Here is a 23,814-nt window from a genome sequence, read left to right as displayed (position 1 = left end):
CTTCGCGACACCCAGGTGGAGAACACAACCTCCCTTCGAAAATCCATTGCGGAACGGATGGCGTATCGGTATGGTCGGGGCCAGCGCGTCGACCGTGACGCGCGGAAGGGCAGGTCCCACATGGCATTCATTTCCGGAACGCGCGTGCTCGACTTGACCGACGAGCGCGGGCTGATGACGGGGCGTATCCTCGCCGACCTCGGTGCGGACGTCGTGCACGTCGAGGCGCCTAACGGGTCTCCCGCACGATCGGCTCAGCCAACCGCCGCTGGTCGCGAGGCGTCATTCCTCTGGGAGGCATACGCGGCGAACAAACGTAGCGTCGCGCTCGATCTCGCCGTGCCCGGCGATGCCGCACGCATGCGGGCGCTGATCGAAGCTGCCGACATCCTCATCGAGAGCAGCGGGCCCGTCGCGATGCGTCGCGAGGGGCTCGACTGGAGCGATGTGCGGCAAATCAATCCCCGTCTTATTTATGTTTCGATGACCGGCTTCGGCCGGACCGGACCGAAGGCCGGGTATGCCGAGTCTGATCTCATCCTGTGGGCGGCGGGAGGACCGCTGGAGCCGCACCGCGACGGCTCGCGTCCACCTGTCCGTCCCTCGATCCCGCAGGCGCACCGATTGGCCGCCGCGGACGCCGCCGCCGGCGCCCTGCTGGCATTGATTGCCCGTCGAACTACTGGCCGCGGTCAGCTTGTCGACGTCGCCGTGCAAGCCGCGCTGGGGTCGGCGACGCTCGCGACGGTGCTCGCCGCGGCCGTGGGGGACGTGCCGCGCGCCATAGGCGCTGGCCAGGAACTGACACATCGGGTCGATCGATCTGGGAGCGGCTCGGGAACGCCCGCCGCTTCCAAGAAGTGGGAATGCGTCGACGGAATGATCGAGTTCCACGTCGGTATCGGACCGGCGGCCGGGGCCTTCACTGGGAATTTCTTCCAATGGATGCTCGCCGAGGGCGAACCGGTCCAGAAGTACACCGAACTCGACTGGCGCACAGTCGACAAGCTCATCGAGTCGGGCGAATTTCCAGACGCAGAAATCGACCGCGTGCGGGCAACCGTACGTGACTTCCTGGCGACGAAGACGAAAGACCAGGTCCTGCGAGCGGCAGTGCAGTACAAGCTCCTCTGCGTCCCGATCTTCACTACAGCCGACCTAGCCGCCACCGAACAGCTGGAGGCGCGTCATACCTTCGTCCCAGTAGGAGACGGTGAACGAACACTTCGTCTCGTAGGTATGCCGGCCGCGGTGAACGTCGACGCTTTCACGCTTACGCGTCGCGCGCCGAAAATCGGTGAGCACACCGACAGTGCCATTCGTGATTGGTCGACCGCACCGTCCGGTGCTCAGGAAGAAGCGGTGCTCGCATGACCCGCCCCCTGCGAGGACTGAAAGTCCTCGACCTCACCTGGGTTGTCGCCGGTCCCGTCATGACACGGGCGCTGGCCGACTTCGGCGCCACCGTAGTGCGTCTGGAATCATCGAGAAGGGTCGAGACCGCCCGCTACATGCAGCCGTTCCATGGAGGAGAGGTCTCCACTGAAGGGTCGGCGCTTTACGGCACGTGGAATGCCGGCAAGCTCGGCGTCACGGTCAATCTCCGGGATGAGGAAGGACAGCAGATCGTCCGCGACCTCACCGCCTGGGCGGATGTGGTGCTTGAAGCGTTTTCACCGGGAACGCTGTCGAAGTGGGGTCTTGATTACACCTCCCTCAGCGCCGACCATCCCGACCTCATCATGGTCAGCAGCTCTATCAGCGGTCAGACCGGGCCTTTATCACGGCTCGCTGGCTTCGGTAACGTCGGCGCGGCCCTCTCGGGATTTCAGGAGGTCAGCGGTTGGCCCGAAGACGTCCCGATTGGACCTTTCGGCCCCTACACCGACTTCGTCGGGCCCCGGATGGGGCTCGCCGTGCTCCTAGCTGCGCTGGAACACCGAGCCGAGACCGGCGAGGGCTGCTACATCGACCTCTCGCAGGTCGAGTCCGGGGTGTACTTCCAGGCGCCCGAGCTCGTTGAGTACGAGCTCACTGGGGCGGTGGCGCAACGAATGGGTAACCGAGACCGGGCATTCGCGCCGCACGGCGTCTTTCGCACCGCAGACGAGACGATCGACGGGGAGGACAAGGCTCGCTTCGTGGCGATCGCAGTGACCACCGATGAGCAGTGGACGCAGCTGGCCGCCTGGCTGGGCGACGATACCTTGACCGCCGACGCGTCGCTCGTCACGGCCTCCGGACGTCTCGCCGCACAGGATTTACTCGAAGCCGCAATAGAGCGCGTGAGCTGTAACCGGGTCGCCCAAGAAATCGAGATCGAGCTGCAAGCACGAGGGGTGCCTGCCCACGTCGTCGCCGCCTCCCGGGACTTCATCGACGACCCGCAAATCGCGGCCCGAGGTCATTTGATCGCGCTCGACCATCCACTGTTCGGCACGACTGTCGTCGAAGGTCCGCGCTATCTGCTTTCGGACACACCGGCGAAGGTTGAGAACGCCGCGCCGACGTTTGGACGCGATAACGAGCTGGTGCTGCGCGACATCCTCGGATACGACGAAGACCGCGTGCGCGACCTGATCGAGAGCGGAGTGATGAAGTGATCGACGATTCTTGGAGGGCAAAGTGGCAGGCCGCGCAAGATGCCGTCGGCCAGGACCTTTCCGATGGTGCCACGCGATGGGGAGCCGATCGAATCGAAGCAGCAGTAGTCCGCCGTTACGTCGAGCCACTCGAGATCGGCACCCTGATCCACACGGAGAAGGAGGCTGCGGTCGCCGCCGGCTACCCGGGTTTGGTCGCGCCGGCAACGGGCGCCCTGGCGTTCTCATTGCCTGCCATGTGGTCGCCGGGCGAGGAGACTCTTTGGAAAAGTAGCGAACGGAACGCCCAGCCCGCGCGCACACCGATCAACAACGAAGACCCGGGGCCGATTCCGCGTACCGAGGGGTTCTTCGCGACCGACATCGAGGCCGACTTCCTGCGGCCGGTCGAGATCGGCGAAAGGGTCGGTACGAAGGGACGGCACCTGCTGTCGTGCGTGTTGAAGGAAACGTCGGTCGGTCGGGGCGCGTTCATGACCGTCGAATCGCAGATCGTGTCCGACCGAGGCGACACAGTTGCTCGTCTGCGAACCACGCTCTTCGCGTTCGATCCAATTCCGGAGGAGCGCATGTCCGAACACGTTGAGGCGGGAGCGAACGGGTGACACTCGCCAATCAGAACCGATCTCTGTCCGATGTGCGCGTCGGGGAGAACCTGCCGCCGGTGATCTTTCCGCTCAGCGTATACCGCCTCGTGATGTGGGCTGGCGCCGGGCGCGACTTCAACTCCATCCACCACAACACCGAATGGGCGCAGCAGACCGGCGCGCCCGAGATGTACGCGAACACCCTCATGCTCATGGGTGGATGGGAACGTCTCGTCCGTGAGTGGGCCGGACCGGGTGCCACGATCACCAGCATCCGTGGCTTTCGGATGCGGCGGTTCAACGTCGTCGGCGAGACGATCAGGATCACCGGCACGGTGTCAACCGTCGACGATGACATCGTCACGGTGGCAGCGGCCACCTCGGACAGCACCGGAGTCACGGTCGGACCCGGCTCCGTGCTGGTGCGCCTGCCCGGAGCCGTTTCATGAGCGTCGTGGAGCCCGCGATCGCTGGTCTTGGAATCACTGAACTCGGTAAGGTCTACGGCAAGAGCGCTTTGCAGTTCGCCGCGGACGCCGTCCGCCTGGCAGCCGCGGACGCCGGTCTCGACTTGCAGGACGTGGATGGGCTGATCATGTCGGGCGGTCTCACCGACCAGGTCAGCCTCAACTTGCAGGGCGAGCTCGGCCTGCAGAACCTCAAGTTACTGACCGCTATGCAGGCATACGGGTCGACCGCGGCCCAGATGGTGCAGTACGCCTCGATGGCGGTGCAGTCGGGTACCGCCGACACCATTGCCATCGTCTGGGCCGACAATCCGCTCAAGGAGCGGCAAGGTTCGTCCGCGTCGTACGCGGCGGCTAGTTCCGCCGCGTCCGGCTGGCGGGCGATCACCGCTTCGAACGGGATCTCCTCCGCGAACACGATGTATGCGCTAGCGGCGAGGCGCCACATGCAGGCATACGGCACGACCAACGACCAGCTCGGCCACATCGCAGTCGCCCAACGCGAATGGGCACAACGAAATCCTCTCGCGCAGTTCCACGACACTCCCCTCACGCTCGAGGAGTACCACGCCTCGAGGTGGATCGCCGAGCCATTCCACTTGTTCGACTGCTGTCTGGTATCCAATGGCGCCATCGCCCTTATCGTCACGAGTCTGGATCGCGCGCGGGCCCTGCGTCAGCCGCCGGTGCGGGTCCTCGGGTGGGCGCAGGCGCACCCGGGAAACACCGGCGTGCGCAACGACGACTTCGGGCTTGTGTCGGGCGCTGCGCGCTCCGGCCCGGCCGCTCTGCGGATGGCAGACACGACGCTAGACGAGATCGACGTCGTACAGGTGTACGACTGCTACACCTATACGGCCCTCATCACCCTCGAGGACTACGGGTTCTGTGCCAAGGGAGAAGGGGGCCCGATGGTTGCCCAACCCGGCATGCTGGGGCCGAACGGCCGGCTTAAAGTGAACACCGGCGGCGGAGAGCTGTCGGCGTACTACCTCTGGGGCATGACGCCGCTGTCCGAAGGGGTCATCCAAGCCCGGGGCCACGGCGGCGCCCGCCAGGTCGAAAAGCATCACCGCGTCCTCGTCTCCGGAAACGGCGGCGTCTTGGATTATCACGCGACACTCGTGCTGGGCACGGACTGATCGGAGAACACATGCCCGCTTTCCCCATCCATCGTGACGCTGCGACTGCTGCCTTTCTCGACGGCGCCGCAGCCGGGCGCTTCCTCATCGTGCGAGATCAGTCGACCGGCGCCCATCATGCGCCCCAATTCGACGTTTCTATCGATCCCGAACGGTACGCACTCGTCCCCGCTGCGGGAACAGGCGAAATCGTGTCATGGTCGGTCGTACACCGCCGGTCACCGGATGGTCCTGCGCGCACCGTGGTCGGAATCGTCCAATTGGACGAAGGCCCGTGGTGGTGGACCGAGATCAGCGGCGTCGATCCCAGTTCCGATCTGATCGGGACTCGGGTACGGGTCGCCTTTGCCCGCCCTGACGGCGAGACCGATGCGGAGGCCGAGACGATCCCGTACTTCACCGTCAAGACCTAAATCTAAGGAATAGGGACGGACCTGACGAACGCTGCCCCAGTTCTTATTTCATTGGCTCATTCTCTGCGTACGTGCCTCGTCGACCGACGACGGGGCCGTATGGTCCATTCGCTCAGAGAAGACCCTGCGAACGAGCATTGGTGATGGGGCGGTGTGTCGTAAGTATGGATCCATTCGTCGTCGACTGCCGCTTGAGCTGCTTGGATCGTGGCGAACGCGCCGACCTCGTCGAGATGTTCGTATCGCAGCGTCCGATGGAAACGCTAGATCTCGCCGCTTAGGCTCGTTTACATTTCGGTTCTTGCGAATTGACGAGCCCGTTGCACGCAAGTACTTGGATCGTCGAGGCTGACGCGGCACGATCACAGATTTCCTGGTGCAGGTCGTAGCCCGATGTGCCGCGCTCCCCACTGTCGGTAGCGACTGCCTATCTCGCTGATCAGGGCCTCGATGTCGGGCGAGATAGGTATCGGGCTCGAATGGGATCGGCTCGAGATCTCGGACAGTCCTCCGAAGGCGTGCGATTCCGTACCGTTTGCGCCATGTGGTGACCGTTTGCGGGGGGACCCCGAACCGTTCGGTTACCTCGACGATGGGCGCGTCATCACGCACCTCGGTGACGGCTCGCAGTCAATCTCTACGGACACACGGGCAGCAACGGCGGAGTCGGAATCGAGCGGCGATGTTGAAGGAGCGCTTCACAATTTTTTGGTCGTCACTCTGTCCGGCATGTCCTGATGACGGGGTCTACCATGTCTCGAACCTATGCAGGTCGATTGCTCGAAGGATGTGATCAAGGACCACCAGTGCTGGGCGGTGAAGTTCAGGTACCCGGCAGGTTGCGAGTTGCGGATGGCGTAGCGAGGTAACGAATCGAGGTTCACGAGGCTGCCAGAAACCCATACCTCGGCGCGGGTGAGGACCGCGGGCGTTCCTGCTCGGAGGCGAGCACGGTAAGACGTTCGCTGTCGCTGCGCCGGTAGCGCGAGGTGACGGTGGAGGAACTTCGTTTCTCAGCATCGCCGGGGACGGCGACGATCGCGGTGGCCAATGTGCGAGAAATCGCTTGGAGGCGGGCCACGCTGATGCCCATCACGAGTGCGTCGTCGGCTCCGTACCGTGGTCGGGATTCCGGTGGGCGGCGGAAATAGCATGTTCGGAACAGAAGGATCTAGGGGACCCGGTGAGTGGCTGGCTCAAGGAATTGCGCGGTCTACCTGGGCCAGTGCGTCTGCGCGTGAACGACCGTAGGACGACTCTTCTTGCGCGCCCGCTGCCATGGTTATCCATCGCGCATTGGCTTGTACGAGGGCGATGTTCGTCAGGATTCGTCGGATCGATTCTGTGGCGTGTCGGGGGGTTAACAGACTGACACCTGCAATGACAGCTTGAATGATGAGCATGGGCATGTGGATGGCGACTCCTAGGTTGCGGCGCGATGCCGAGTCGGGACGCTGGATACCGTGAGTAACTTGTGCGAAGAGAATCCGATCAGCTAGAAACCGTCAGAAGACTCCCTGCACAACGACTAGCTATCGTATGTTCGGCGTTATCGCGCCAGAACTTCGTGGATCGGCGCTATCAGACAGAGGGAAAAGGGACGGCCGGGCAGGCGCACGCTTGTTTGTGAGCGCGTGGCTGCCCGGCCGTCATTTTTCGTGGTGAGCGTTTTTCAGCGGGGGATGACCGGGAGTACGAGGTGCGAGGGGTGGAGTGCGTTGTGGTGAATGGTTTGTTGTGCGACGCGGAATTTGCTGGCGTCGTCCACTTCGGTGTCGGTGTTGGGGTTGCGGTCCCAGCGGGGGAAGTTGCTGGAGGTGACGTGCACTCGGAGCCGGTGGCCGGCCTTGATGACGATGCTGGTCGACCATAGATCGATCTCGGTCTTGTCGATGCTCTCGGGCTCGGTGTTCACGCGGGTGATTCCGTCGACGATGTTGTAGGAGACGCCGTTTTCGTCAACGTCACAGAGTCTGACTACCCAGTCGGTCGTCGGTCCGTCGGTGGCGGCGAAGAGTTCGGCCGTTATCTTGCCGGTGATTTCGAGGTCTTCTGTCAGCACGGGCGTCGAGAACATCAACACATCGGCACGATCTTCGACGGTGGCCTGGTCTTTCGGTCCGGCCGGGAACTGGGTAGACATGACGAGGTTGCCGCCGCACGTCGGCACCGGATCGGCGGGGTCATAGGTGAAGTCGCTGTGTGATTGCTCGGCGGTGGGCTGGTCGAAGGACGCACTGCCGTCTCCGTGAAGGTACAGCGGCGTGGCGACCGCACGCTGGAGCGGCCATTCTTCCTCGTCGCGCCATTGGTTGATTCCCATGACGAACAGTTGCACTGGTGCACTCGAATCGGTGGTGTCCGACCCGTCACGAAGGTAGTTCTCGAACCAATCGAGCTGATAGTCGGTCATGGTCTTGGCTCCGGGGGCGACCTCCGAGAGTAGCCCGAAGTTGACGTCGCCGATCTGGCCGAAGTTGAAGCCTTTCACATGCGGCCATGGGCCCGCCACGAGACGGGTCGGCACCCCGCGTTCGCGCATCGCGATGTAGTTGTCGAGTGTTCCCTGCTGAAAGACGTCGTACCAACCAGCGATGTTCAGGCTAGGCACAGTTACCTGGTCGTGGTGGCCGGCAACCCGGCATTCCTCGGTGGTGTCGGGGTTCTGCAGACCGCGTTGAACACCGATGTCGGGCAGGCCGGCCCGGCTCAGGGCGGGCAGCGGCACCGCCGGGAGCTCCCAGTAGCTCTTCGTGGCCAGCGAGTCGTAATCTGCAATCGTGGTTGCCATCGCACCCAGCAACTCGTCGGGATCTTCGACGACCTTAGGCAACTGCGCCAAGGACTGGGCGAGCGTCCACCACGCGTTGAGACCGAGTTCGACTGCGCCGCCGCGGAACATGAGACCATCGGCCGGGTCACTCCAGGTGACCTGCGGGGCTATCGCCGCCAGACCTGGCGGTGCAGCGAGAGCTGCGGCCCATTGAGTCTGACCGGTATAGCTTCCGCCGAACATGCCGACCTTGCCGTTGCTGCCGGGAAGGTGGCTCGCCCAGACGACGGTGTCGTACCCGTCCTGCTGCTCGTAGGCCCAGGGCAGCCACTCTCCGTCGGAATCGAATCTGCCACGGGTGTCCTGCTGCACGACGATGTAGCCACGCTTCACCGCGATCAGGGTGTCGAACAAGAGGACATTCAACGATGCCGTCTTGTCGTACGGGGTGCGCTGGATCAGCACCGGATAGGCCCCCGCCGCCGCCGGCCGATAGACATCGGCCCTCAGAATCGTGCCGTCGCGCATCGGCACCTCCACGTTGAGATCGATGCTTATCTGACTCATTTCAGACTTCCTGCCTTCGTTCGAACACCAACTCGGTGCACACCCGGCGGTTGAGGGGGGCCCGCCGACGTATTCGTAAGCACCGGGTGTAGATCCTGTGATTGCGGACACCTTCTAGGGTACAAGAATGGGTACGAGTAGGCAAGTGAACGTACCCGCCAGATGGGTCGTCGCTCGAACCCACGTGATGTCGTCCCCAACAACGAGCGTTCAGGATAGTCGCTGTCCTGCAATTCATCTCGTAGATCACGAAGCTGGTTTGAGAATGAGGTTGTTGCGAGCCTGATTGATCCAGAGCAGTGGAATACCCCTTTAGGGCGCGCCTGCTGCCGCGGATCGCCTCGCGCGGACGTGACGTGAGCGACGGACGTGATCTGCCGGAATTGTGTCTGCGGGCGCATGTTGGAGGATTCAGTTTTTGGGGCTACCGGATGGAGGATCCGATGCCGAGGCCGCCGTCGACGTCGAGGACGATGCCGCTGACGTAGCCGGCGGCGGGGGAGCAGAGGTAGGCGGCGGCTTCGGCGATGTCGGTGGGGTCACCGGTCCGTTTTTGGGGGACTTTGGAGACGAGTTTGTCGCGGGCGGGTCCGTTCATGGAGGCGAGCATGGGGGTTTCGATGAGTCCGGGGGCGATGGCGTTGGCGGTGATGCCGTCGCGGGCGGATTCGAGGGCGATGGTGCGGGTGAGCCCAACGATGCCGGCCTTGGCTGCGACGTAATTGGCTTGACCGAAGTTCCCGCGCCAGCTCATGGAGCTGAACGACACGATTCGGCCGTAGGCGCGGGCGCGCATGTGCGGTAGGACGGCTTGGGTGCACAGGAACGATCCGGTCAGGGACACCTCGAGCACAGCGTGCCAGTCGTCGATGCTCATCTTTTCGATGCGGTTGTCGCGGATGATGCCGGCGTTGTTGACCAGGACATCGATGCGGCCGTGGGTGTCGGCGATCGTGTCGATCCAGTCCTGGACCTGGGGGGCGGAGGCGACGTCGACGGGGTGGCTGGTGGCCGGGTGTCCGTAGCGGTCGGTCAGCTCGGCGGCAAGTGCTTGTCCTGCGGCTTCGTTGATTTCGGCGATGGCGACGGTGGCGCCTTCGGCGGCGAAGCGGTGGGCCATGGCGGCGCCGAGGCCTTGGCCGGCGCCGGTGACGAGGACGATCTGGTCGGTGTAGCGGTTCATCGTGTTCCTGTCGGGGCGGGGTGGGAGTTGGTGGTGGTGGTCCTGCCGTGGAGGAAGTCGTTCAGGGCGGCGGGGACGTCGCTGGTCTGCCAGTGGGCATCGAAGGCGTCGAGTTCGTGAGCGAGGCCACGTTTTTCGTCGAGGCCGGTGAGGTCGGCGAGCAGCGTTTTGTAGGCGTGTTGGGCGGGGCCGGCGTGCTCGGCGAGTTCGGTGGCGGCGGCCAGGGCGGTGGTGTGCAGGTGTTCGTGGTCGACGACCGCGTGTAGCCATCCGGTGTGCGAAAGTTCGGTCGCCGGAAGCAAGGCGCCGGTCAGGGCGAGCCAGCGGGCCATGGAGTCGCCGACCTTGCGGGGCAGGCGCACGCTGGCGCCGCCGGCGGGGAGGAGGTTGTTCCGGACGTGGCCGTCCCCGATGCGTGCGGTGGGGGTGGCGATGACGACGTCGCAGGCGAGGGCGAGTTCGAGTCCGCCGGCGACGGCGTGCCCGTGGATCGCTGCGACAACAGGCAACCGGCTGGCCTCGAGTCGGGTGGCGAGGGCCGAAACCTTGCGCAGGAAGCCGAGTGGGGTCTGGCCGCGGGCGTGCAGGTGCAGGAAGTACTGGAGGTCGGCGCCGGCGCAGAAGCTCTTGCCGGCGCCACGCAGGACGACGGCTCGGGTGTCACGGTCGGTCTCGGCGTCGGATAGCGCGCCGCCCAGTGCCTCGACCAGGGTGTCGTTCAGGGCGTTTCGCCGGTGGGGGCGGTTGAGGGTGAGGATGCGGGTGGGGCCGTGCTGTGTCACGACCAGTGGTGAGCGGTTGTCGGTCATGAGTGTGCGTCCTGTCGGGCCAGTTCGGCGCGGCGCTGCTGGCGGAGCTGGGCGCGCTGGATCTTTCCGCTCGGGGTCTTGGGGAGGGTGTCGACGAAATGCACCCGGCGCGGGTAGGCGTGGGCGGCGTACTTGGTCTTGACCCACTGCTGCAGCTCGGCGACCAGATCCTCTTCGGCGACGGTGGTATCGGGTTTCCGGATGACGAAGGCCTCGATCACTTCGCCGCGCACCTCGTCGGGCGCGGCGACCACGGCGCACTCGCGCACGGCAGGGTGTTGTGCGAGAACGGATTCGACGTCGAAGGGGCCGATTCGGTAACCGGCCATGATGATGACGTCGTCGTCGCGGGAGGAGAAATGCAGGATTCCGTCGGCGTCGATGCTGGCGGTGTCGCCGGTGAGGAAGTAGTTCTTGTCGGTGGTGAATCGGCCGGCGTCGCCGCGTCCGGCCGCGTATTCGGTGAAGGTCATCAGCGGGCTGTCGGCGACCACCACCGCGAGCCGCCCGACCGTGCCGGCGGGTGCGGGCTCGTCGCGGTCGTTGCCGAGGACGGTCAGCTTCCACCCGGGCAGCGCGACCCCCATGGCTCCCGCGACCACCGGGACCGCGAGGTCAGGGTGATGCGGAAATCCGGCAGGCATCCCGAGTTCGGTCTGTCCGTAGTGGTCGTGGACGAGCAGGCCGAGTTCCTTCTCGGCCCACAGGTTCACCTCGGGGGTGAGCGGTTCACCCGCGCTCGAGAGGCTGCGCAACGCGAGTGTGTCGGCCCGGTAGTGGTGTTCGGCGCGCATGCCCCGGTACACGGTCGGCGCTGCCGCGTAGTCGGTGACCTGCAACTGGGAGAGCACATCCCAGGTGGAGGCGGCGGAGAAGCCGCCGCGGGTCAGGATGGTCGGAACTCCGGCGGCCAACGGCGCGATGACCGCGGTGTAGAGCCCGTACGCCCATCCCGGGTCTGCCGCACACCAGAACACGCCGTCCTCGCCCACGGCGAGTGCGTATTCGAGGTAGCTTTGCCAACCGGCGATGTAGCGGACGGGATGGACGACGCCCTTGGGCGTGCCGGTGGTACCCGAGGTGAACATGTGCACCAGCGGTCCGTCTCCACCGACCGAAACGGACGCCCGGGCCTCGGTGCTTGCCGAGGCCATGGCCGCGGTCAGACCATTCTCGGCGCCGCCGGCCACCAGCACGTCCCAATCACCACTGGTAGCGACCTTGGACCGATACTGTGCGTCGACGACAACCAGCTTGGTCTCCGAGTTCGTCAGGCGGGAGGTCACGGCGTCCTCGGCGAACGCCGTGAACAGTGGGACGTAGACGGCGCCGACCCGCCAGATGCCGAGCAGGACGGACACCAGGTCGGTGCCCTTGCCCATCAGAGTGGCAACGCGATCGCCTCGGCCGATCCCTCGATCGGTGAGCACCTGCGCGAATCGGCGTGATGAGTCGGCGAGGTCACCATAGGTCAGTCGTGTGGTGGACAGATCCTCGTTCACGACCGTCAGTGCCAGGGATTCGGGTGGGTGCCGATCGCACAGTAGCCACGCCACGTTCGTGCCGTCACCGGCGTAGGACGACAGGATCTTGCGTACTCGCGCGTCGATATCGACAGACACGACAACTCCTAGCGGGTAATCTATTGGGTAATTGGGTACCTATCAATGTACCCAACGCGTGTCTGGAAGGGAAGCCCTGGGGATTCGAGAGGCCCGCGATTGTGAAACACTCGACCACATGGCACGTGCAGGAGCGACGCCGAACCGCGCGACGATGAACACCCCGCGGCGTCGACGCGTCGACACCGCCCGCCGCGACGAACTGCTCGCGCGGATCGAGGAAATTTTCCTGACGGAGGGGTTCACGTCGGTCACCGTCGACGACCTGACCCAGCGTTTGCGGTGCTCCAAGGCCACCCTCTACAGCGTGGCGTCGACAAAAGAGCAACTCGTCATCGCCGCCACCAAACACTTCTTCGGCGCCGCCGCGGACGAGATCGAAGCCGCCGTTGCCGACGAGTCCGATCCGCGTAAGCGGATCACGACGTATCTCGGTGGTGTCGCATCGGCGATGCGCCGCAACTCGCGGGCGTTCTACGACGACATGGTGTCGTACGCACCGACAGCGGAGATTTACGGCCGCAATACCGCGCAGGCCGCGCAGCGGGTGCACGAATTGATCGACGAGGGCGTCGAGTCCGGGCACTTCCGGGCCACCGACGCCGCATTCGCCGCCCAGTTGGTGGCATTGGCGATCGACGCCGTCCAGTCCGGCGTGCTCCTCGAGCGCACCGGACTGTCCGCCGCCGATGCCTTCGGAGAACTCGGCGACCTCCTGCTCCACGGCTTGCTGCGCACCGACTAACCACGCGAAAGACCGCCCACCACACCGCAGTCGCCGCCGATCACAACGGACATCATTTGTCGACAATCCGTCGGTACGACGAGAAGGGACCACTTGAACCTAATGCGAGTGCCGAGTGCATGGTGATCCTTCGCGAACGCAATGATTCGACTCAGGATTCGAAGGCATTGATAAGTTTGCGGCGCAGAATCTTCCGATCGATGTCTTCGGAAGGTTGATGACGAATCGGACCATCCGTGGCCGCTTGTATGCGGCGAGATGCTGTGCCGAGAAATCGATGGATTCGTCCTCTGTCAACTCCGAGCCGGTTGCACGGACGACGTAGGTGCACGTGAGTTCATCCTTGACGGAGTGGGGGACGGCACCCACGCTCACCATGGTGATATCCGGGTGCGCGCTCAGGACCCGCTCGATCTCTGTCGGATAGATGGGCCGCCGCCGAAGAGCATTTCGTAGAACCGTATTCCACTTCGTCGATGGTCAACATGACGTTGATCGGGTTGATGACTGGGCCGGCTTCCAGGCGCCTTGATAGGTGACGAGCCACTCCCAGTGGTTCTGTGTGTACAGCGACTCGGTTTACCCCGGCTCGCACTCGTCCGGGTCCCGCCATGTGTTTCCACCGTGCGGGGTCGCCTGTCAGTCCCGTTTTTCCTGCGGTGTGTCGTGGTGCTCGTGTGCGGTGAGGAGGAGGTGGTCGAACCGTGGCCGGAAACGACTCGGGCAGGGTCGCCTCGGCGGTGAGGGTGTCGACGAAGTCGCTCGGCGAGGGTGTGGAGTTTGGTGTTGGTCTGCTGTGAGCGCCAGGTGAGGATTCCGAAGGCGCGTTCGGTGGAGACGCCGTAGACGAGCATGACGGCACCCTTGGCCTGCTCGTCACCGCCCGGGATGTTCGAGTTCGGCGACGGCCTCGGTGTGTGCCGCGTTGAAGACGCGGAGGTCTGTTTCCGACGTTTCGGTGACGTCGATGTAGTACCCGGAGGTGCCGATGACCTGATCGTCCTCGTCGAGCATTCGATGCCGACCACGATCTCGTGGTGGATGCGATGGTCGGTCTCCATGATACGGTGTCTGCTGCTGAACGGCTCGTCGGCGTGGATCACCTCGTCGAAGAGGCGGCGACCTGTGCGTGGTCGTCTGGGTGCTTGTGGGAGAGCAGAAGTTCGGTGGTGGGAGTGATCTCGCCCGGCTGGTAAGTTGGCCCGGTGCATCACCGCCGTTCGGCGGGAGGGTGAAGAGCGGAAAGCCGGTCGCGTACAGGAAACTAATTTCTGACGGCGCGACCGCGGTGGTCCGTTTGCGCCTCCAGGGGTATGCACCGAACCCGAACCGTGTGCTGAAACGTGGTGCATGATTCGCGGACGATCAAGTCAATGTGTCACCGGGCTCAAAATATCGAATGGGGTACTGCGTCGACGACCCGATCTGTCTGAGGTGAGGTCACGTCGTCACTGCGGCGAGCAGTTTGTCGGTGACCGGTGTGGGCGTTACTGCTACGGCCAGTTTTTGGACGCGACTTGTGGTGTCGAGGATGTAGCGCCGTTTGGGGCGCGGCGACGTCAGGGCATGGTGGACGGCTTTGGTGACGCGCTTCGGTGGAGCAGCGATCTTTTGCATTCGCCCCAGGAGCTTGCGGCTACCGGAGAGGTGCGCTGCATAAAGTGCCTTATTCTCTTGGCTCAGTTTCGCGGTCATGGCGTCGTAGTCGTCGAGCATTCCCTCCCACATGTCGGTACGGATGGGTCCGGGTTCGATCAGTGAGACGGGGATCTTCCACGGACGCAGTTCGATTCTCAGTGCGTCACCGAGGGATTCGATCGCGTATTTCGATGCGCTGTACGCGCCGGTGCCGGGGGTGGTGATCAGCCCGCTGACCGAGGACATGAACACGATGCGGCCGTGTGCTGCTCGGATCGCGGGCAGGACGGCTTGGGTGACGGCGATCTGCGAGACTACGTTGACGTCGAGCTGACGCGAGAGGTCCTCGATCGCGAGGCCTTCGACCGGTCCGCTGACGATGATGCCGGCATTGTTGACCACGGCGTCCAGCCGTGCTGGAAGGTGTCGTGATAGTGCCGCGATCGCCGGTCGATCGGTGATGTCGAGTGGGACCGCGTGGACGTGGTGCAGCTGGTCGAGGCGGGCAAGGGCCGACTCCGAGCGGGCGGTTGCGTAGACGGTCCACCCGGCTTCGCTCATGCGGTGGGTGATGGCCAGACCGATGCCTCGGCCGGCTCCTGTGACGAGTACTGAGGGCATGTGTTCTTCTCCGATCCAAGAGGGCGTGTGTACCGAGAGGTGTTCAGTGACCGAGGAACTCGACGGCGACCGGAGCGAACCTGTCGTGGTATTGGAAGATTCCGCCGTGGCCGGAGTCGGGGTAGATGATCAGTTCGGAGCCGGGGATGCGGCGTCGTAGATCTTCGGACAGTGGGGTGGGGACCATGCGGTCGTGGTCGCCGTTGGCGATGAGGGTGTCGGCGGTGATGCGTGATAGATCCGACGGGGTGGTCTTTGTCGGCGCTGACGCGTAGGCGGCGGCGTGGTTGTTCGAGGTACTCATGGGGTGGTCTCCGGGCTGCGAGGTCAGGCGGTGGGCAGGGTGATGACGGCTTTGCCGCGGAGGCCACCCGAGGCGAGGGCCGTGAGTGCTTCCGGTGTTTGATGGAAGGGGTACGTTCGTCCGACCATCGGACGGATCGCGCCGTGGTCGACGAGTTCCGCAATGCGGCGTAGTTGCGCACCGCTGGCACGCATGAAAAGGAATTCGTAGCTCACGCCCGCTTTCGCGGCTTGTCTGCGTATTTTGCGGCTCAGGGCGGTGATCGCGAGACGAACGATCGGATTGACGCCGGCGGTCCGGGCGAACGTAGGGTCGGGTGGGCCGGCGATACCGATTGCCTTGCCGCCCGGCCGGAGCACGCGCAGTGATCTTTCGAGGTTGTCCCCACCCAGGCTGTCGACGACCACGTCGTACCCGTCGAGAACGTCTGCAAAATCTTCGGTGCGGTAGTCGACGACGACGTCGGCGCCGAGCTCTCGGACGAAGTCGGTGTTTCGTCCGCTGGCAGTGGTGGCGACGCTCGCCCCGAGATGCTTGGCGAGCTGGATCGCGATCGACCCGACTCCGCCCGCACCGGCGTGGATCAGAACTTTCTGCCCGGGTTGCACATTCGCTCTGTCGACGAGAGCTTGCCAGGCGGTGAGCGCGACGAGGGGGAGTGAGGCGGCGTCGACCACGCTGATCGACGTCGGTCGTAGCGCCAGGTCGTCCTCGTGGACGGCGATGCGTTCGGCGAAGGTGCCGATTCGGCCGTCGCGGGGGCGCGCGTAGACCTCGTCGCCGACGGAGAACTGTCGAACGCGGGCGCCGACTCCGATGACGGTACCGGCCAGATCGTGTCCGAGAGTCAACGGCGTCGGATAGTGGAGCAGTTGTTTGAACTCGCCGATGCGGATCTTCTCGTCGAGCTGGTTGAGGCCGGCTGCCTGAATTTCGACGAGTACGTCATGGTCGCCCACGATCGGTTCCGGCACGGTCGTTTCCTGCAGCGGCCGCTTGTACGCAGCGAAGGCGAAGGCTTTCACGACTGATCGCCAGTGTTGGTCGCGGAGGACGCGGCGGCGGTGTGCGGCTCATCGCCGAGGAATGCGAGCACTTCCGGGACGAATTCGCGGTGGTATTGGAATATGCCGCCGTGTCCCGAGCTCGGGTAGATCGTCAACTGCGAATTGGGAAGACGCCGCGCGAGGTCGGCGGAGTGCTCACTGGCGACCATGAGGTCGTGGTCGCCGTTCGCGACGAACACCGGCGCGGTGATCTGTGACAGGTCGTCGGGTGCTGCCTGCCCGCCGCCCATGATTGCTTTCAACTGTGCGAGGCGGGCCTGCATCGAAATGCGTGTGTCCCGGTCGACGACACGTTCGGCGAGCCGGGCGAAATAGGCGTCGGCGGCGCGTTTGCCTTCGGTCGTGCGTGGGAAGAACAGGAAGTGTCGGGCATCTTTGCGGGCAAGGGCGGCTTTGAGGTAGGCAAGGCCGACGATCCTGCCCATGTGGTCGATACCGCCGCCGCCGCGTGGGCCGGTTCCTGCCAACACCATTCGCCGAACCAGTGTCGGATTCTGCAGGGCGACCATCTGGGCTACCCCACCGCCCAGAGAAAACCCGAGAAGGTCGACGCTGTCGTGACCGAGCGCTCGAATGAACGTAACCGCATCACGTCCCATCTGCTCGAGATCGGCGGGGACCTTCGAGTCGGTCGCGCCGACGCCGCGGTTGTCGAACGTGATGACGTGGTGATGCGCGGCGATGCCGTCGATGATGCGGGGGTCCCAGTCGTCCAGGACGGCGGCGAAGTGGTGCAGGAACACCACCGGCACGCCTCCCGTGGGGCCGAGCTCGCGGTACGCGAAGTTCACGCCGCCTGCGAGGACGGATTTTGTCGGGACCGTGGTCCAGGTGCGGGTGTCGGCTGGTGCACCGTGGTTGGTTGCCATGTCTGTCCTCTATCCGAAGCAAGTGAGCCTGGCCTGTGAGAGCTCGATTGAAGTACGCTCATACTATTATGGGCGTAAGGTTATCGGATAGACTTCGGTAGGGCAAGGACGCGGCAGTGCGGAGGATCATCGACATGGCGAGATACGGCAGCGAGCACAAGGCGCAGACGCGCGCTCGAGTGGTGGAGGCGGCGGGTCGACGTCTGAAGCAGGATGGGATCGACGGGGCAGGGGTCAGTGCGTTGATGTCCGACGCCGGGCTGACCAACGGCGCCTTCTACGCGCACTTCGCGTCGAAGGACGAACTCGTCGCGGTGGTCTTGGCCGATCAGCTGACGAAGCAGCTGGATACTCTGCGGGCGCTACCCGACGACGGCCACTCGTTGCAGTCCTACATCGAGGGCTATCTGTCGGCGAGTCATCGTGACCAGCGTGAGAACGGATGTCCGTCCGCTGCCCTGCTCAGCGAGATCAGTCGGTCGAAACCGATTGTGCAGAAATCGTTCACGGACGGACTCGCGGCCATGATCGCCATCGTCTCAAGTCGTACTTACATCGACGATACGGCCGCGGCGCGCACGGTTGCGATAGGCCTGATGTCGAGCCTGATCGGGACCCTGCAGTTGTCGCGGGCGGTGTCGGACCCGAGGCTGTCCAACGAAATTCTCGCGGCCGGGCTCACGACCGCGTTTCGCCTACTCGATAAATGAAGCAACCGACTGGGAAAGAGACGTCAATGACAACGACCACGCGCGACCGCACCCGAACCCGCATGCAGTGGACCCTCGGGCTCATGGCGTTGGTCCCGACCATCAGCGGGGTGCAGCAGGTTCTGTTGGGTGCGGATGCAGTACCCGGGCACATACCCGAGGTTTCTGCGGTAATCGACGGAGAGCTCCGATACGCCAACGTGTTCAAGGCTGCTGTCGGTCCGATCATCCTCTCTCGATTGGGTGCGGTGGAGGATTCGCCTGCGGTCACCGCTGCTTTGGCGGCAGTGTTCGCGGGGGGATTGGCGCGGCTGTGGTCGTGGAAGCAGGCCGGACGTCCGCATCCCGTCGGGATGGTTGCCATTGGGCTCGAGGTCGGCGTCGTGCCGGCAATTCTGGCTTGGCGACGGCGTTTCGCAATTCAGGGCGCCGGTTCTCGATAATGAGCTGGTTTGGTGGTGGCGGGGAGTAAGTGCGTCTCGGGATTCCGTCTCAATTGGGACGGTGTTGGCCCCGTAGTGCTGCCTGTGTAGTCGCACCGACACATACTTGTCGTCGTCCCACTCGCGGCGCGCGCAGTTGGACGACACCTCGCCGCGGAGCATGAACGAGGCCGCCGGGTTAACGTCTTCCGCCTGTTACCGCATGCCTTCGCGGACCGGCACCCATGCTGGAGCGGGCGAGCAGGTCGGGAACCACCTCCCGCGGAAGACCGACACCACGGAGATCCCACCCACGGCGCGATGTCGTTGAGTGAGGGCGTATTGCGCCTGCACCGCCGCCCTCGCCCCGGCGCGCTTCCACCGAATGCGCAGGGTCGGCGGGGGTGGACGAACACATCTCGGACCGCGGACTGCATGTGCATCGCAGCGGGCGACATGCCGCGTCGGTGTGTGCAGCCCACCCCGACATCGCCTGAGACGCGACGGTGCCGGGGGTCTCGGTGACGCCGGCATGCGCCCGCCCATGTCGAGTGTCGAACCTGTGATAGTGGGGCGACCTGCTCTGTGCAACGGAGCTGGCGATCGCTACGCGTCCGTGCACGCTGTCCCCCGGTGTCGGCGACAGCGTGCACGGGATGCACGACACCTGCCTGTATGAACGGTGTCGTGGGGAGGGGTGGGTTCAGTGGACTCGGCGGAGCAGTGCGGCGAGGGCTTGGCCGCCGCCGATGCACATGGTGACGATGCCGAGTTCGAGGTCGCGTCGGACGAGATCCTTCGCGACTCGGAGGGTGAGGATGGCTCCGGTGGCGCCGACGGGGTGGCCGAGTGCGATGGCGCCGCCGTAGGGGTTGGTCTTGTCCGGGTCGAGTTTGGCGTCCCTAATGACGGCGACGGCCTGGGCGGCGAAGGCTTCGTTGAGTTCGATGGTGTCGATGTCGCTGGGGGTGGTTCCGGTCTGTTCGAACAGTTTCTTCAGGGCGAGGACCGGGGCGTAGCCCATCACGTCGGGTTCGAGAGCGGAGGTGGTGACGGCCTCGAGGGTGACCAGCCCGGTCAGGCCGCGCTCGTGTGCGGTCGATTCGCGGGCCAGGACGAGGGCGGCGCCGCCGTCGTTGATGCCGGAGGAATTTCCTGCGGTGACGGTGCCCCCCTTTTCGAAGGCGGCGCGCAGGGTGCCGAGGGTGTCGAGGGTGGTCTCGGGTTTGGGGTGCTCGTCGGTGGTGATGGTGGCCGGTCGGCGGCCGCCGACCTCGACGGGGGTGATTTCCTCGGCGAAGGCGGCTTTCGCGGCGTCGGTGGCGGCGCGGTGTTGCGATTGCAGGGCGAACTCGTCCTGTTCTTGGCGGCTGACGTTGTATTTGCGGGCGACGTTCTCGGCGGTGACGCCCATGTGGATTCCGTGGAAGGGGTCGGTGAGCATTCCGACGGTGCCGTCGACGAGTGCGCGGTCTCCGAGTTTGTAGCCGGCTCGGGCATTGAAGTCGTAGAACGGCATCCGGGACATGCTGTCGTCGCCGCCGGCCAGCGCGATGTCCAGTCCGCCCCAGCGGATCTGCATGGCTGCGGACCATACGGCTTGCAGGCCGGAGCCGCAGAGGCGGTTGACGGTGTACGCGGGGGTGGATTTCGGGAGTCCGGCGGCGAGGGCGACCCGTCGGGCGTTGTAGGCGTCGGGGCCGACCTGGCCGATGCAGCCCATCACGACCTCGCCGATGGCGTCGGGAGTGACACCGGCGCGGTCGAGGGCCGCCGTCGCGGCGGTCGCACCGAGTTCGTGGGCGGGTACGTCCTTGAGGACGCCGCCGAAGCTGCCGACGGGTGTGCGGGCGCCGTCGACGATCAGGATGCGGTCAGGGGAGGTCATGAAGATCCGATCTGTAGTGGATTGTGCGGCGGGGTAATTGAGTGTGTGCGCTGACCTGTGCGCGGTCGCGGTCGGCGTTATGTGCGAGACGACGACCGGCCGTCAGGTGTGGTTGTTCGCCAGTTGCAACACCTGTGAGCGTTCGGCGGGTGCGAGCAGGCAGGACGGGCAGTGGGTCGAGAGAATGCGCAGGAGGTCGCGGTAGAAGCGGGTCGGATCGACTCCGAACTCGACGAAGATCTCGCCGTCGGGTGGCTCCCCGAATGGTGCCCACGTTCGTGCGAACTCGAGCACGCGCCGCTCCTGCGGCGTCAGGGGATCGGGGACCGCCGTGGCAGTGCTCAGCGCTCGCCGTGTCATCGCTGTGCCCACGAGTCATCGGCAGACAGATATCCGACGCTGAACAGGGGAAACATTCGAACTTTCTCCGCCGGACGGGAGAGGCCGGTCATCGAGACCCGGACCGATTCGGGCAGGCACAGTCGGAGGGTGACCGCGGCGGCGGCGACGAGGGCGTCGAGCATCAGTGTGGGCATGGGTCGGTCCTGGTTCGAAAAGGGGTGTCAGGTGAATTGCGGGGTGCGTCGGGTGAGGAACGCGTCTATTCCCTCGTGCGCGGCGGGTTCGTCGACCAGAGTGGTGATCGCCGCGGCCTCTTGGTGGAGCTGGGTGGTGAAGTCGTGGGCGGCGGACGTTCGGAGTAGGTGTTTCGAGGTGGCGAAGGCCCGGGTGGGTCCTGCCGCCAACTGCTCGATGACGGATTCGGCCTCCTGCGGCAGGGTGTCCGGGGCCACGGCCCGGCTGATCAGCCCCCAGCTCTGTGCTTCGGCGGCGGTGAGGACGCGGTTGGTCAGGGTCAGATCGAGGGCACGAGCGAGCCCGAGATCGCGGGTCAGGCGCCAGGTGCTGCCGAAGTCGGGGCTCAGTCCCGCTGCGGTGTAGGCCATCTTGAACTTCGCGGTGTCGGCGGCGATGACGATGTCGCCGGTGAGCACGATGCCGATGCCCCCACCTGCGGCGGTTCCCTGGACGATCGTGACCACCGGTACCGGCGCCGTCGTCAGCAACTCGATCGCGCGGTGCGCCGTGGAGGTCACCTGGTCCATCAGGGCACTGCGGTCCTCGGCGGTGGCGAAGCTCTGCAGGTCGCCTCCGACGCAGAACATCGGTCCCTCGGCATCGAGGACCGCCACTCGCAGACCGGTTGTACATGCGTCGTGGACTCGTTCGGCGGCTTCGAGGAAGTCTTCGGCCATCGGGAGGTCGAAGGCATTGCCGTGCTGGGGGCGGTGAAGGGTGATGCGGGCGATCGCACCGTCGGATGCGAAGGCGATGCGCTCGTGGGTGAGATGTGCCATCAGTGCGTGTCCTCCGAGGTCCGGTTTCGCCTGGCGGCGAGGTCGATGTACCACTGCAGGGCGGTGGCGTCGTCGACGGCTTGGGGGTCGATGACGGCGTCGACGGGTGCGCCTTGGAACAGTCGTTTGATGGGGATTTCCAGCTTCTTGCCGGTGCGGGTGTGCGGAATCGCGGGCGCGGCGAGGATCTCGTCGGGCACGTGCCGGGGTGAGGCGTCGCGGCGGATGGTGTCGCAGATCGTGCGGGTCAGGTCGTCGTCGAGGACGGTGTCGTCGGCGAGTGTGACGAACAGCGGCATCCAGTAGGTCCCGTCGGGGTATTCGACTCCGATGACGAGTGATTCCCGGACCGCGGGGAGTTTCTCGGCGGCCTGATAGATGTCGGCACTGCCCATCCGGACGCCGTTGCGGTTGAGGGTGGAGTCGGAGCGTCCGTGGACCACGACGCTGCCGTGGTCGCTGATGGTGATCCAGTCGCCGTGCCGCCACACGCCGGGGTAGGTGTCGAAATACGCGTCGCGGTACCGCTTGCCGTCGGGATCGTTCCAGAAGTGCACCGGCATCGAGGGCATCGGTTTGGTCAGGACCATCTCACCGACGTCGCCGACGAGGGCGTTGCCGTCCTCGTCCCAGGCTTCCAGTGCCGCGCCCAGCGAGACGACGGGGATTTCCCCGGCCTGGACGGGCACGGTGGGGACGGCGGTGGCGAAGGCGCTGACGACGTCGGTGCCGCCGGTCATCGACGCGACCTGGACGTTGGATCCGACGTGTTCGGCGACCCAGTGGTAGGAGGCCGGGGGGAGCACGGAGCCGGTGACGCCGAGCGTTTCGAGCGTGGAGAGGTCGTGCTCGGCGGTGGGGGAGTGCTGTCCTTTTTCGCAGGCCTGCAGGTAGGCGGGGCTGGTGCCGAGGTGGGTGACGCGGTTGCGGTCGGCGAGCGCCCATAGGGTGTCGGTGGTGGGGAAGCCGGGGCTGCCGTCGTAGCAGACGATGGTGGCGCCCACCAGCAGGCCGGCGACCTGGAAGTTCCACATCATCCAGCTCGGCGAGGTGTACCAGAAGTAGGTATCGCCGGGGGAGATGTCGAGGTGCAAGGACATGGACTTGAGGTGTTCGAGCACCACGCCGCCGTGTCCGTGGACGATTCCCTTGGGGCGTCCGCTGGTGCCGGAGGAGAACAGCACCCACAGCGGATGGTCGAAGGCGACGGGGGTGGTCTCGAGTGCGGTGTCACCGGTGGTGGCCTCGGCCCAGGTGGTGATCGGTGCGAGTCCGGCGGTATCGAGTCCGATTCGAGGGATGACGATGGTGGCGTCGAGGGAGGGAATGTGGGATCGGAGGTAGTCGATGGCCTCACGCCGATCGTGGGCCCTGCCGCCGTAGTGGTAGCCGTCGGCGGCGATCAGGGCTTTCGGTTCGAGCTGACCGAGGCGGTCCACAGCGGCCGGGGCGGAGTAGTCCTGTCCGCAGGAGGCCCAGATCGCGCCGAGGCTGGCGGTGGCGAGGAACGCCACGACGGCTTCGGCGATGTTGGGTAGGTATCCGACGACGCGATCACCGTGTCCTACTCCGGACCGGCGCAGGGTGTCGGCGACGGCACCGACCTGCCGCTCGAGTTCCGCCCAGGACAGGGTGCGGCGACCGGCGCCGCCGGGTTCGCTTTCGTCGATGACGGCGACGGCATCACGGTGGCGGTGCGCGAAGGCCTGATCGACGTAGTTGAGGGTGGCTCCGGGGAACCACTGGGCGCCGGGCATGGTCTCGTCGACGAGCACCTGGTCGTAGGGGGAGTCGGCAGCGATGTCGAAGTACGCCCACAATGCGCCCCAGAACTGTGAGATGTCGGTCGCCGACCACCGCTGGAGTGCGGTGTAGTCGTCGAAGTCCAGACCCCGATTGGCCTTGAGCCAGCGGCGGAAGACCTCCACGTTGGCGTTCTCGGTGCGCTCACGGGTGGGGTACCAGGTCTGCGGCGACCCGTCGATACTCCCGCAGGCGCGGCGACCGACGGATACGGCCTGCCGTG

At 65.0% G+C, this 23,814-nt stretch carries 22 protein-coding genes and 2 pseudogenes; 9 read left to right on the top strand and 15 right to left on the bottom strand.

Annotation, left to right across the window (positions count from 1 at the left end; translation table 11 throughout):
• The first annotated feature begins 15 nt into the window (after positions 1-15).
• From H0B43_RS01055 to H0B43_RS01030, 6 genes are read left to right on the top strand one after another with little or no spacing between them, the layout of a single operon-like run.
• Positions 16-1,374: a CoA transferase gene (locus H0B43_RS01055; RefSeq protein ID WP_312037610.1), complete on the top strand. Its 1,359-nt coding sequence runs from the start codon at positions 16-18 to the stop codon at positions 1,372-1,374.
• On the top strand, positions 1,371-2,603 hold the full coding sequence (locus H0B43_RS01050; RefSeq protein ID WP_185730453.1) for a CaiB/BaiF CoA-transferase family protein: 1,233 nt from the start codon (positions 1,371-1,373) through the stop codon (positions 2,601-2,603). The genes H0B43_RS01055 and H0B43_RS01050 overlap by 4 nt, the downstream gene beginning before the upstream one ends.
• Complete coding sequence (locus tag H0B43_RS01045) at positions 2,600-3,208, top strand: MaoC family dehydratase N-terminal domain-containing protein (RefSeq protein ID WP_185730454.1); 609 nt, start codon at positions 2,600-2,602, stop codon at positions 3,206-3,208. The genes H0B43_RS01050 and H0B43_RS01045 overlap by 4 nt, the downstream gene beginning before the upstream one ends.
• Complete coding sequence (locus tag H0B43_RS01040; RefSeq protein WP_312034128.1) at positions 3,205-3,639, top strand: acyl dehydratase; 435 nt, start codon at positions 3,205-3,207, stop codon at positions 3,637-3,639. Before H0B43_RS01045 ends, H0B43_RS01040 begins: the two co-directional genes overlap by 4 nt.
• A complete protein-coding gene (locus tag H0B43_RS01035; RefSeq protein ID WP_185730455.1) occupies positions 3,636-4,799 on the top strand; it encodes a thiolase family protein in 1,164 nt (387 codons plus the stop codon). The genes H0B43_RS01040 and H0B43_RS01035 overlap by 4 nt, the downstream gene beginning before the upstream one ends.
• Before the next feature lie 11 nt (positions 4,800-4,810).
• Positions 4,811-5,212 (top strand): Zn-ribbon domain-containing OB-fold protein, encoded by a 402-nt coding sequence (locus H0B43_RS01030; protein ID WP_185730456.1) that lies wholly within the window; start codon positions 4,811-4,813, stop codon positions 5,210-5,212.
• A gap of 1,672 nt (positions 5,213-6,884) precedes the next feature.
• On the opposite strand, the gene H0B43_RS01025 is transcribed toward H0B43_RS01030, so the two are convergent.
• The 4 genes from H0B43_RS01025 to H0B43_RS01010 form a co-directional block, all read right to left on the bottom strand.
• On the bottom strand, positions 6,885-8,552 hold the full coding sequence (locus tag H0B43_RS01025) for a CocE/NonD family hydrolase (protein ID WP_185730457.1): 1,668 nt from the start codon (positions 8,550-8,552) through the stop codon (positions 6,885-6,887).
• Between the two features lie 424 nt (positions 8,553-8,976).
• Positions 8,977-9,735 (bottom strand): SDR family NAD(P)-dependent oxidoreductase, encoded by a 759-nt coding sequence (locus H0B43_RS01020; protein ID WP_185730458.1) that lies wholly within the window; start codon positions 9,733-9,735, stop codon positions 8,977-8,979.
• Entirely contained in the window at positions 9,732-10,544 is an 813-nt protein-coding gene (locus H0B43_RS01015; RefSeq protein ID WP_185730459.1) for an enoyl-CoA hydratase/isomerase family protein, read from the bottom strand. Before H0B43_RS01015 ends, H0B43_RS01020 begins: the two co-directional genes overlap by 4 nt.
• Positions 10,541-12,166 carry an AMP-binding protein gene (locus H0B43_RS01010; protein ID WP_185730460.1) on the bottom strand — a complete coding sequence of 542 codons (1,626 nt, stop codon included), beginning with the start codon at positions 12,164-12,166 and terminating at the stop codon, positions 10,541-10,543. The genes H0B43_RS01015 and H0B43_RS01010 overlap by 4 nt, the downstream gene beginning before the upstream one ends.
• Before the next feature lie 118 nt (positions 12,167-12,284).
• Here H0B43_RS01010 and H0B43_RS01005 point away from each other — a divergent pair, with 118 nt between their 5' ends.
• Entirely contained in the window at positions 12,285-12,911 is a 627-nt protein-coding gene (locus H0B43_RS01005) for a TetR/AcrR family transcriptional regulator (protein ID WP_185730461.1), read from the top strand.
• 99 nt (positions 12,912-13,010) lie between these two features.
• Here H0B43_RS01005 and H0B43_RS01000 read toward each other — a convergent pair whose 3' ends face one another.
• The 6 genes and pseudogenes from H0B43_RS01000 to H0B43_RS00975 all read right to left on the bottom strand — a co-directional run bounded on the left by H0B43_RS01000 (position 13,011) and on the right by H0B43_RS00975 (position 17,410).
• A complete protein-coding gene (locus H0B43_RS01000; RefSeq protein WP_185730462.1) occupies positions 13,011-13,289 on the bottom strand; it encodes an AMP-binding enzyme in 279 nt (92 codons plus the stop codon).
• 261 nt (positions 13,290-13,550) lie between these two features.
• A pseudogene (locus H0B43_RS42755) lies at positions 13,551-14,106 on the bottom strand (ANTAR domain-containing protein); the annotation flags it as partial.
• 245 nt (positions 14,107-14,351) lie between these two features.
• On the bottom strand, positions 14,352-15,170 hold the full coding sequence (locus tag H0B43_RS00990) for an SDR family oxidoreductase (RefSeq protein ID WP_185730463.1): 819 nt from the start codon (positions 15,168-15,170) through the stop codon (positions 14,352-14,354).
• A 43-nt stretch (positions 15,171-15,213) separates the two neighbouring features.
• Positions 15,214-15,426, bottom strand: a pseudogene (locus H0B43_RS00985) (alpha/beta fold hydrolase); the annotation flags it as partial.
• Positions 15,427-15,497: 71 nt separating this feature from the next.
• Positions 15,498-16,499, bottom strand: a complete 1,002-nt coding sequence (locus tag H0B43_RS00980) for an NADP-dependent oxidoreductase (RefSeq protein ID WP_185730464.1) — start codon at positions 16,497-16,499, stop codon at positions 15,498-15,500.
• The gene (locus H0B43_RS00975) at positions 16,496-17,410 is read right to left on the bottom strand and encodes an alpha/beta fold hydrolase (protein ID WP_185730465.1); all 915 of its coding nucleotides are present in this window, start codon (positions 17,408-17,410) and stop codon (positions 16,496-16,498) included. The genes H0B43_RS00980 and H0B43_RS00975 overlap by 4 nt, the downstream gene beginning before the upstream one ends.
• Before the next feature lie 134 nt (positions 17,411-17,544).
• On the opposite strand from H0B43_RS00975, the gene H0B43_RS00970 reads away from it, so the two are divergent.
• Both H0B43_RS00970 and H0B43_RS00965 read left to right on the top strand, forming a co-directional pair.
• Complete coding sequence (locus tag H0B43_RS00970) at positions 17,545-18,120, top strand: TetR/AcrR family transcriptional regulator (RefSeq protein ID WP_185730466.1); 576 nt, start codon at positions 17,545-17,547, stop codon at positions 18,118-18,120.
• A gap of 26 nt (positions 18,121-18,146) precedes the next feature.
• Positions 18,147-18,563 (top strand): DUF4345 family protein, encoded by a 417-nt coding sequence (locus H0B43_RS00965; RefSeq protein WP_252190381.1) that lies wholly within the window; start codon positions 18,147-18,149, stop codon positions 18,561-18,563.
• 682 nt (positions 18,564-19,245) lie between these two features.
• Here H0B43_RS00965 and H0B43_RS00960 read toward each other — a convergent pair.
• From H0B43_RS00960 to H0B43_RS00940, 5 genes are all read right to left on the bottom strand, one after another.
• On the bottom strand, positions 19,246-20,430 hold the full coding sequence (locus H0B43_RS00960; protein ID WP_185730467.1) for a thiolase family protein: 1,185 nt from the start codon (positions 20,428-20,430) through the stop codon (positions 19,246-19,248).
• A 102-nt stretch (positions 20,431-20,532) separates the two neighbouring features.
• On the bottom strand, positions 20,533-20,790 hold the full coding sequence (locus H0B43_RS00955; RefSeq protein ID WP_397517532.1) for a DUF3263 domain-containing protein: 258 nt from the start codon (positions 20,788-20,790) through the stop codon (positions 20,533-20,535).
• Positions 20,787-20,966 carry a hypothetical protein gene (locus tag H0B43_RS00950; RefSeq protein ID WP_185730469.1) on the bottom strand — a complete coding sequence of 60 codons (180 nt, stop codon included), beginning with the start codon at positions 20,964-20,966 and terminating at the stop codon, positions 20,787-20,789. The genes H0B43_RS00955 and H0B43_RS00950 overlap by 4 nt, the downstream gene beginning before the upstream one ends.
• 27 nt (positions 20,967-20,993) lie before the next feature.
• Positions 20,994-21,788, bottom strand: coding sequence for an enoyl-CoA hydratase/isomerase family protein (locus H0B43_RS00945; RefSeq protein ID WP_185730470.1), 795 nt, complete (start codon positions 21,786-21,788; stop codon positions 20,994-20,996).
• Positions 21,788-23,773: an acetoacetate--CoA ligase gene (locus H0B43_RS00940; protein WP_312034155.1), complete on the bottom strand. Its 1,986-nt coding sequence runs from the start codon at positions 23,771-23,773 to the stop codon at positions 21,788-21,790. The genes H0B43_RS00945 and H0B43_RS00940 overlap by 1 nt, the downstream gene beginning before the upstream one ends.
• Between the last annotated feature and the right edge of the window lie 41 nt (positions 23,774-23,814).

Origin of the sequence: Rhodococcus sp. 4CII, assembly GCF_014256275.1 — a bacterium.
In the GTDB taxonomy this organism is placed as follows: domain Bacteria; phylum Actinomycetota; class Actinomycetes; order Mycobacteriales; family Mycobacteriaceae; genus Rhodococcus_F; species Rhodococcus_F wratislaviensis_A.
This window is presented reverse-complemented; position numbering and strand designations above follow the sequence as displayed.

Coding starts and splice junctions, on each gene's coding strand:
- H0B43_RS01020 (WP_185730458.1), bottom strand. CDS start 9,735: ATGAACCGCTACACCGACCAGATCGTCCTCGTCACCGGCGCCGGCCAA.
- H0B43_RS00970 (WP_185730466.1), top strand. CDS start 17,545: ATGGCGAGATACGGCAGCGAGCACAAGGCGCAGACGCGCGCTCGAGTG.
- H0B43_RS01035 (WP_185730455.1), top strand. CDS start 3,636: ATGAGCGTCGTGGAGCCCGCGATCGCTGGTCTTGGAATCACTGAACTC.
- H0B43_RS01015 (WP_185730459.1), bottom strand. CDS start 10,544: ATGACCGACAACCGCTCACCACTGGTCGTGACACAGCACGGCCCCACC.
- H0B43_RS00965 (WP_252190381.1), top strand. CDS start 18,147: ATGACAACGACCACGCGCGACCGCACCCGAACCCGCATGCAGTGGACC.
- H0B43_RS01050 (WP_185730453.1), top strand. CDS start 1,371: ATGACCCGCCCCCTGCGAGGACTGAAAGTCCTCGACCTCACCTGGGTT.
- H0B43_RS00990 (WP_185730463.1), bottom strand. CDS start 15,170: ATGCCCTCAGTACTCGTCACAGGAGCCGGCCGAGGCATCGGTCTGGCC.
- H0B43_RS01005 (WP_185730461.1), top strand. CDS start 12,285: ATGGCACGTGCAGGAGCGACGCCGAACCGCGCGACGATGAACACCCCG.
- H0B43_RS00955 (WP_397517532.1), bottom strand. CDS start 20,790: ATGACACGGCGAGCGCTGAGCACTGCCACGGCGGTCCCCGATCCCCTG.
- H0B43_RS00950 (WP_185730469.1), bottom strand. CDS start 20,966: ATGCCCACACTGATGCTCGACGCCCTCGTCGCCGCCGCCGCGGTCACC.
- H0B43_RS01025 (WP_185730457.1), bottom strand. CDS start 8,552: ATGAGTCAGATAAGCATCGATCTCAACGTGGAGGTGCCGATGCGCGAC.
- H0B43_RS00945 (WP_185730470.1), bottom strand. CDS start 21,788: ATGGCACATCTCACCCACGAGCGCATCGCCTTCGCATCCGACGGTGCG.
- H0B43_RS01030 (WP_185730456.1), top strand. CDS start 4,811: ATGCCCGCTTTCCCCATCCATCGTGACGCTGCGACTGCTGCCTTTCTC.
- H0B43_RS00960 (WP_185730467.1), bottom strand. CDS start 20,430: ATGACCTCCCCTGACCGCATCCTGATCGTCGACGGCGCCCGCACACCC.
- H0B43_RS00975 (WP_185730465.1), bottom strand. CDS start 17,410: ATGGCAACCAACCACGGTGCACCAGCCGACACCCGCACCTGGACCACG.
- H0B43_RS01000 (WP_185730462.1), bottom strand. CDS start 13,289: ATGGTGAGCGTGGGTGCCGTCCCCCACTCCGTCAAGGATGAACTCACG.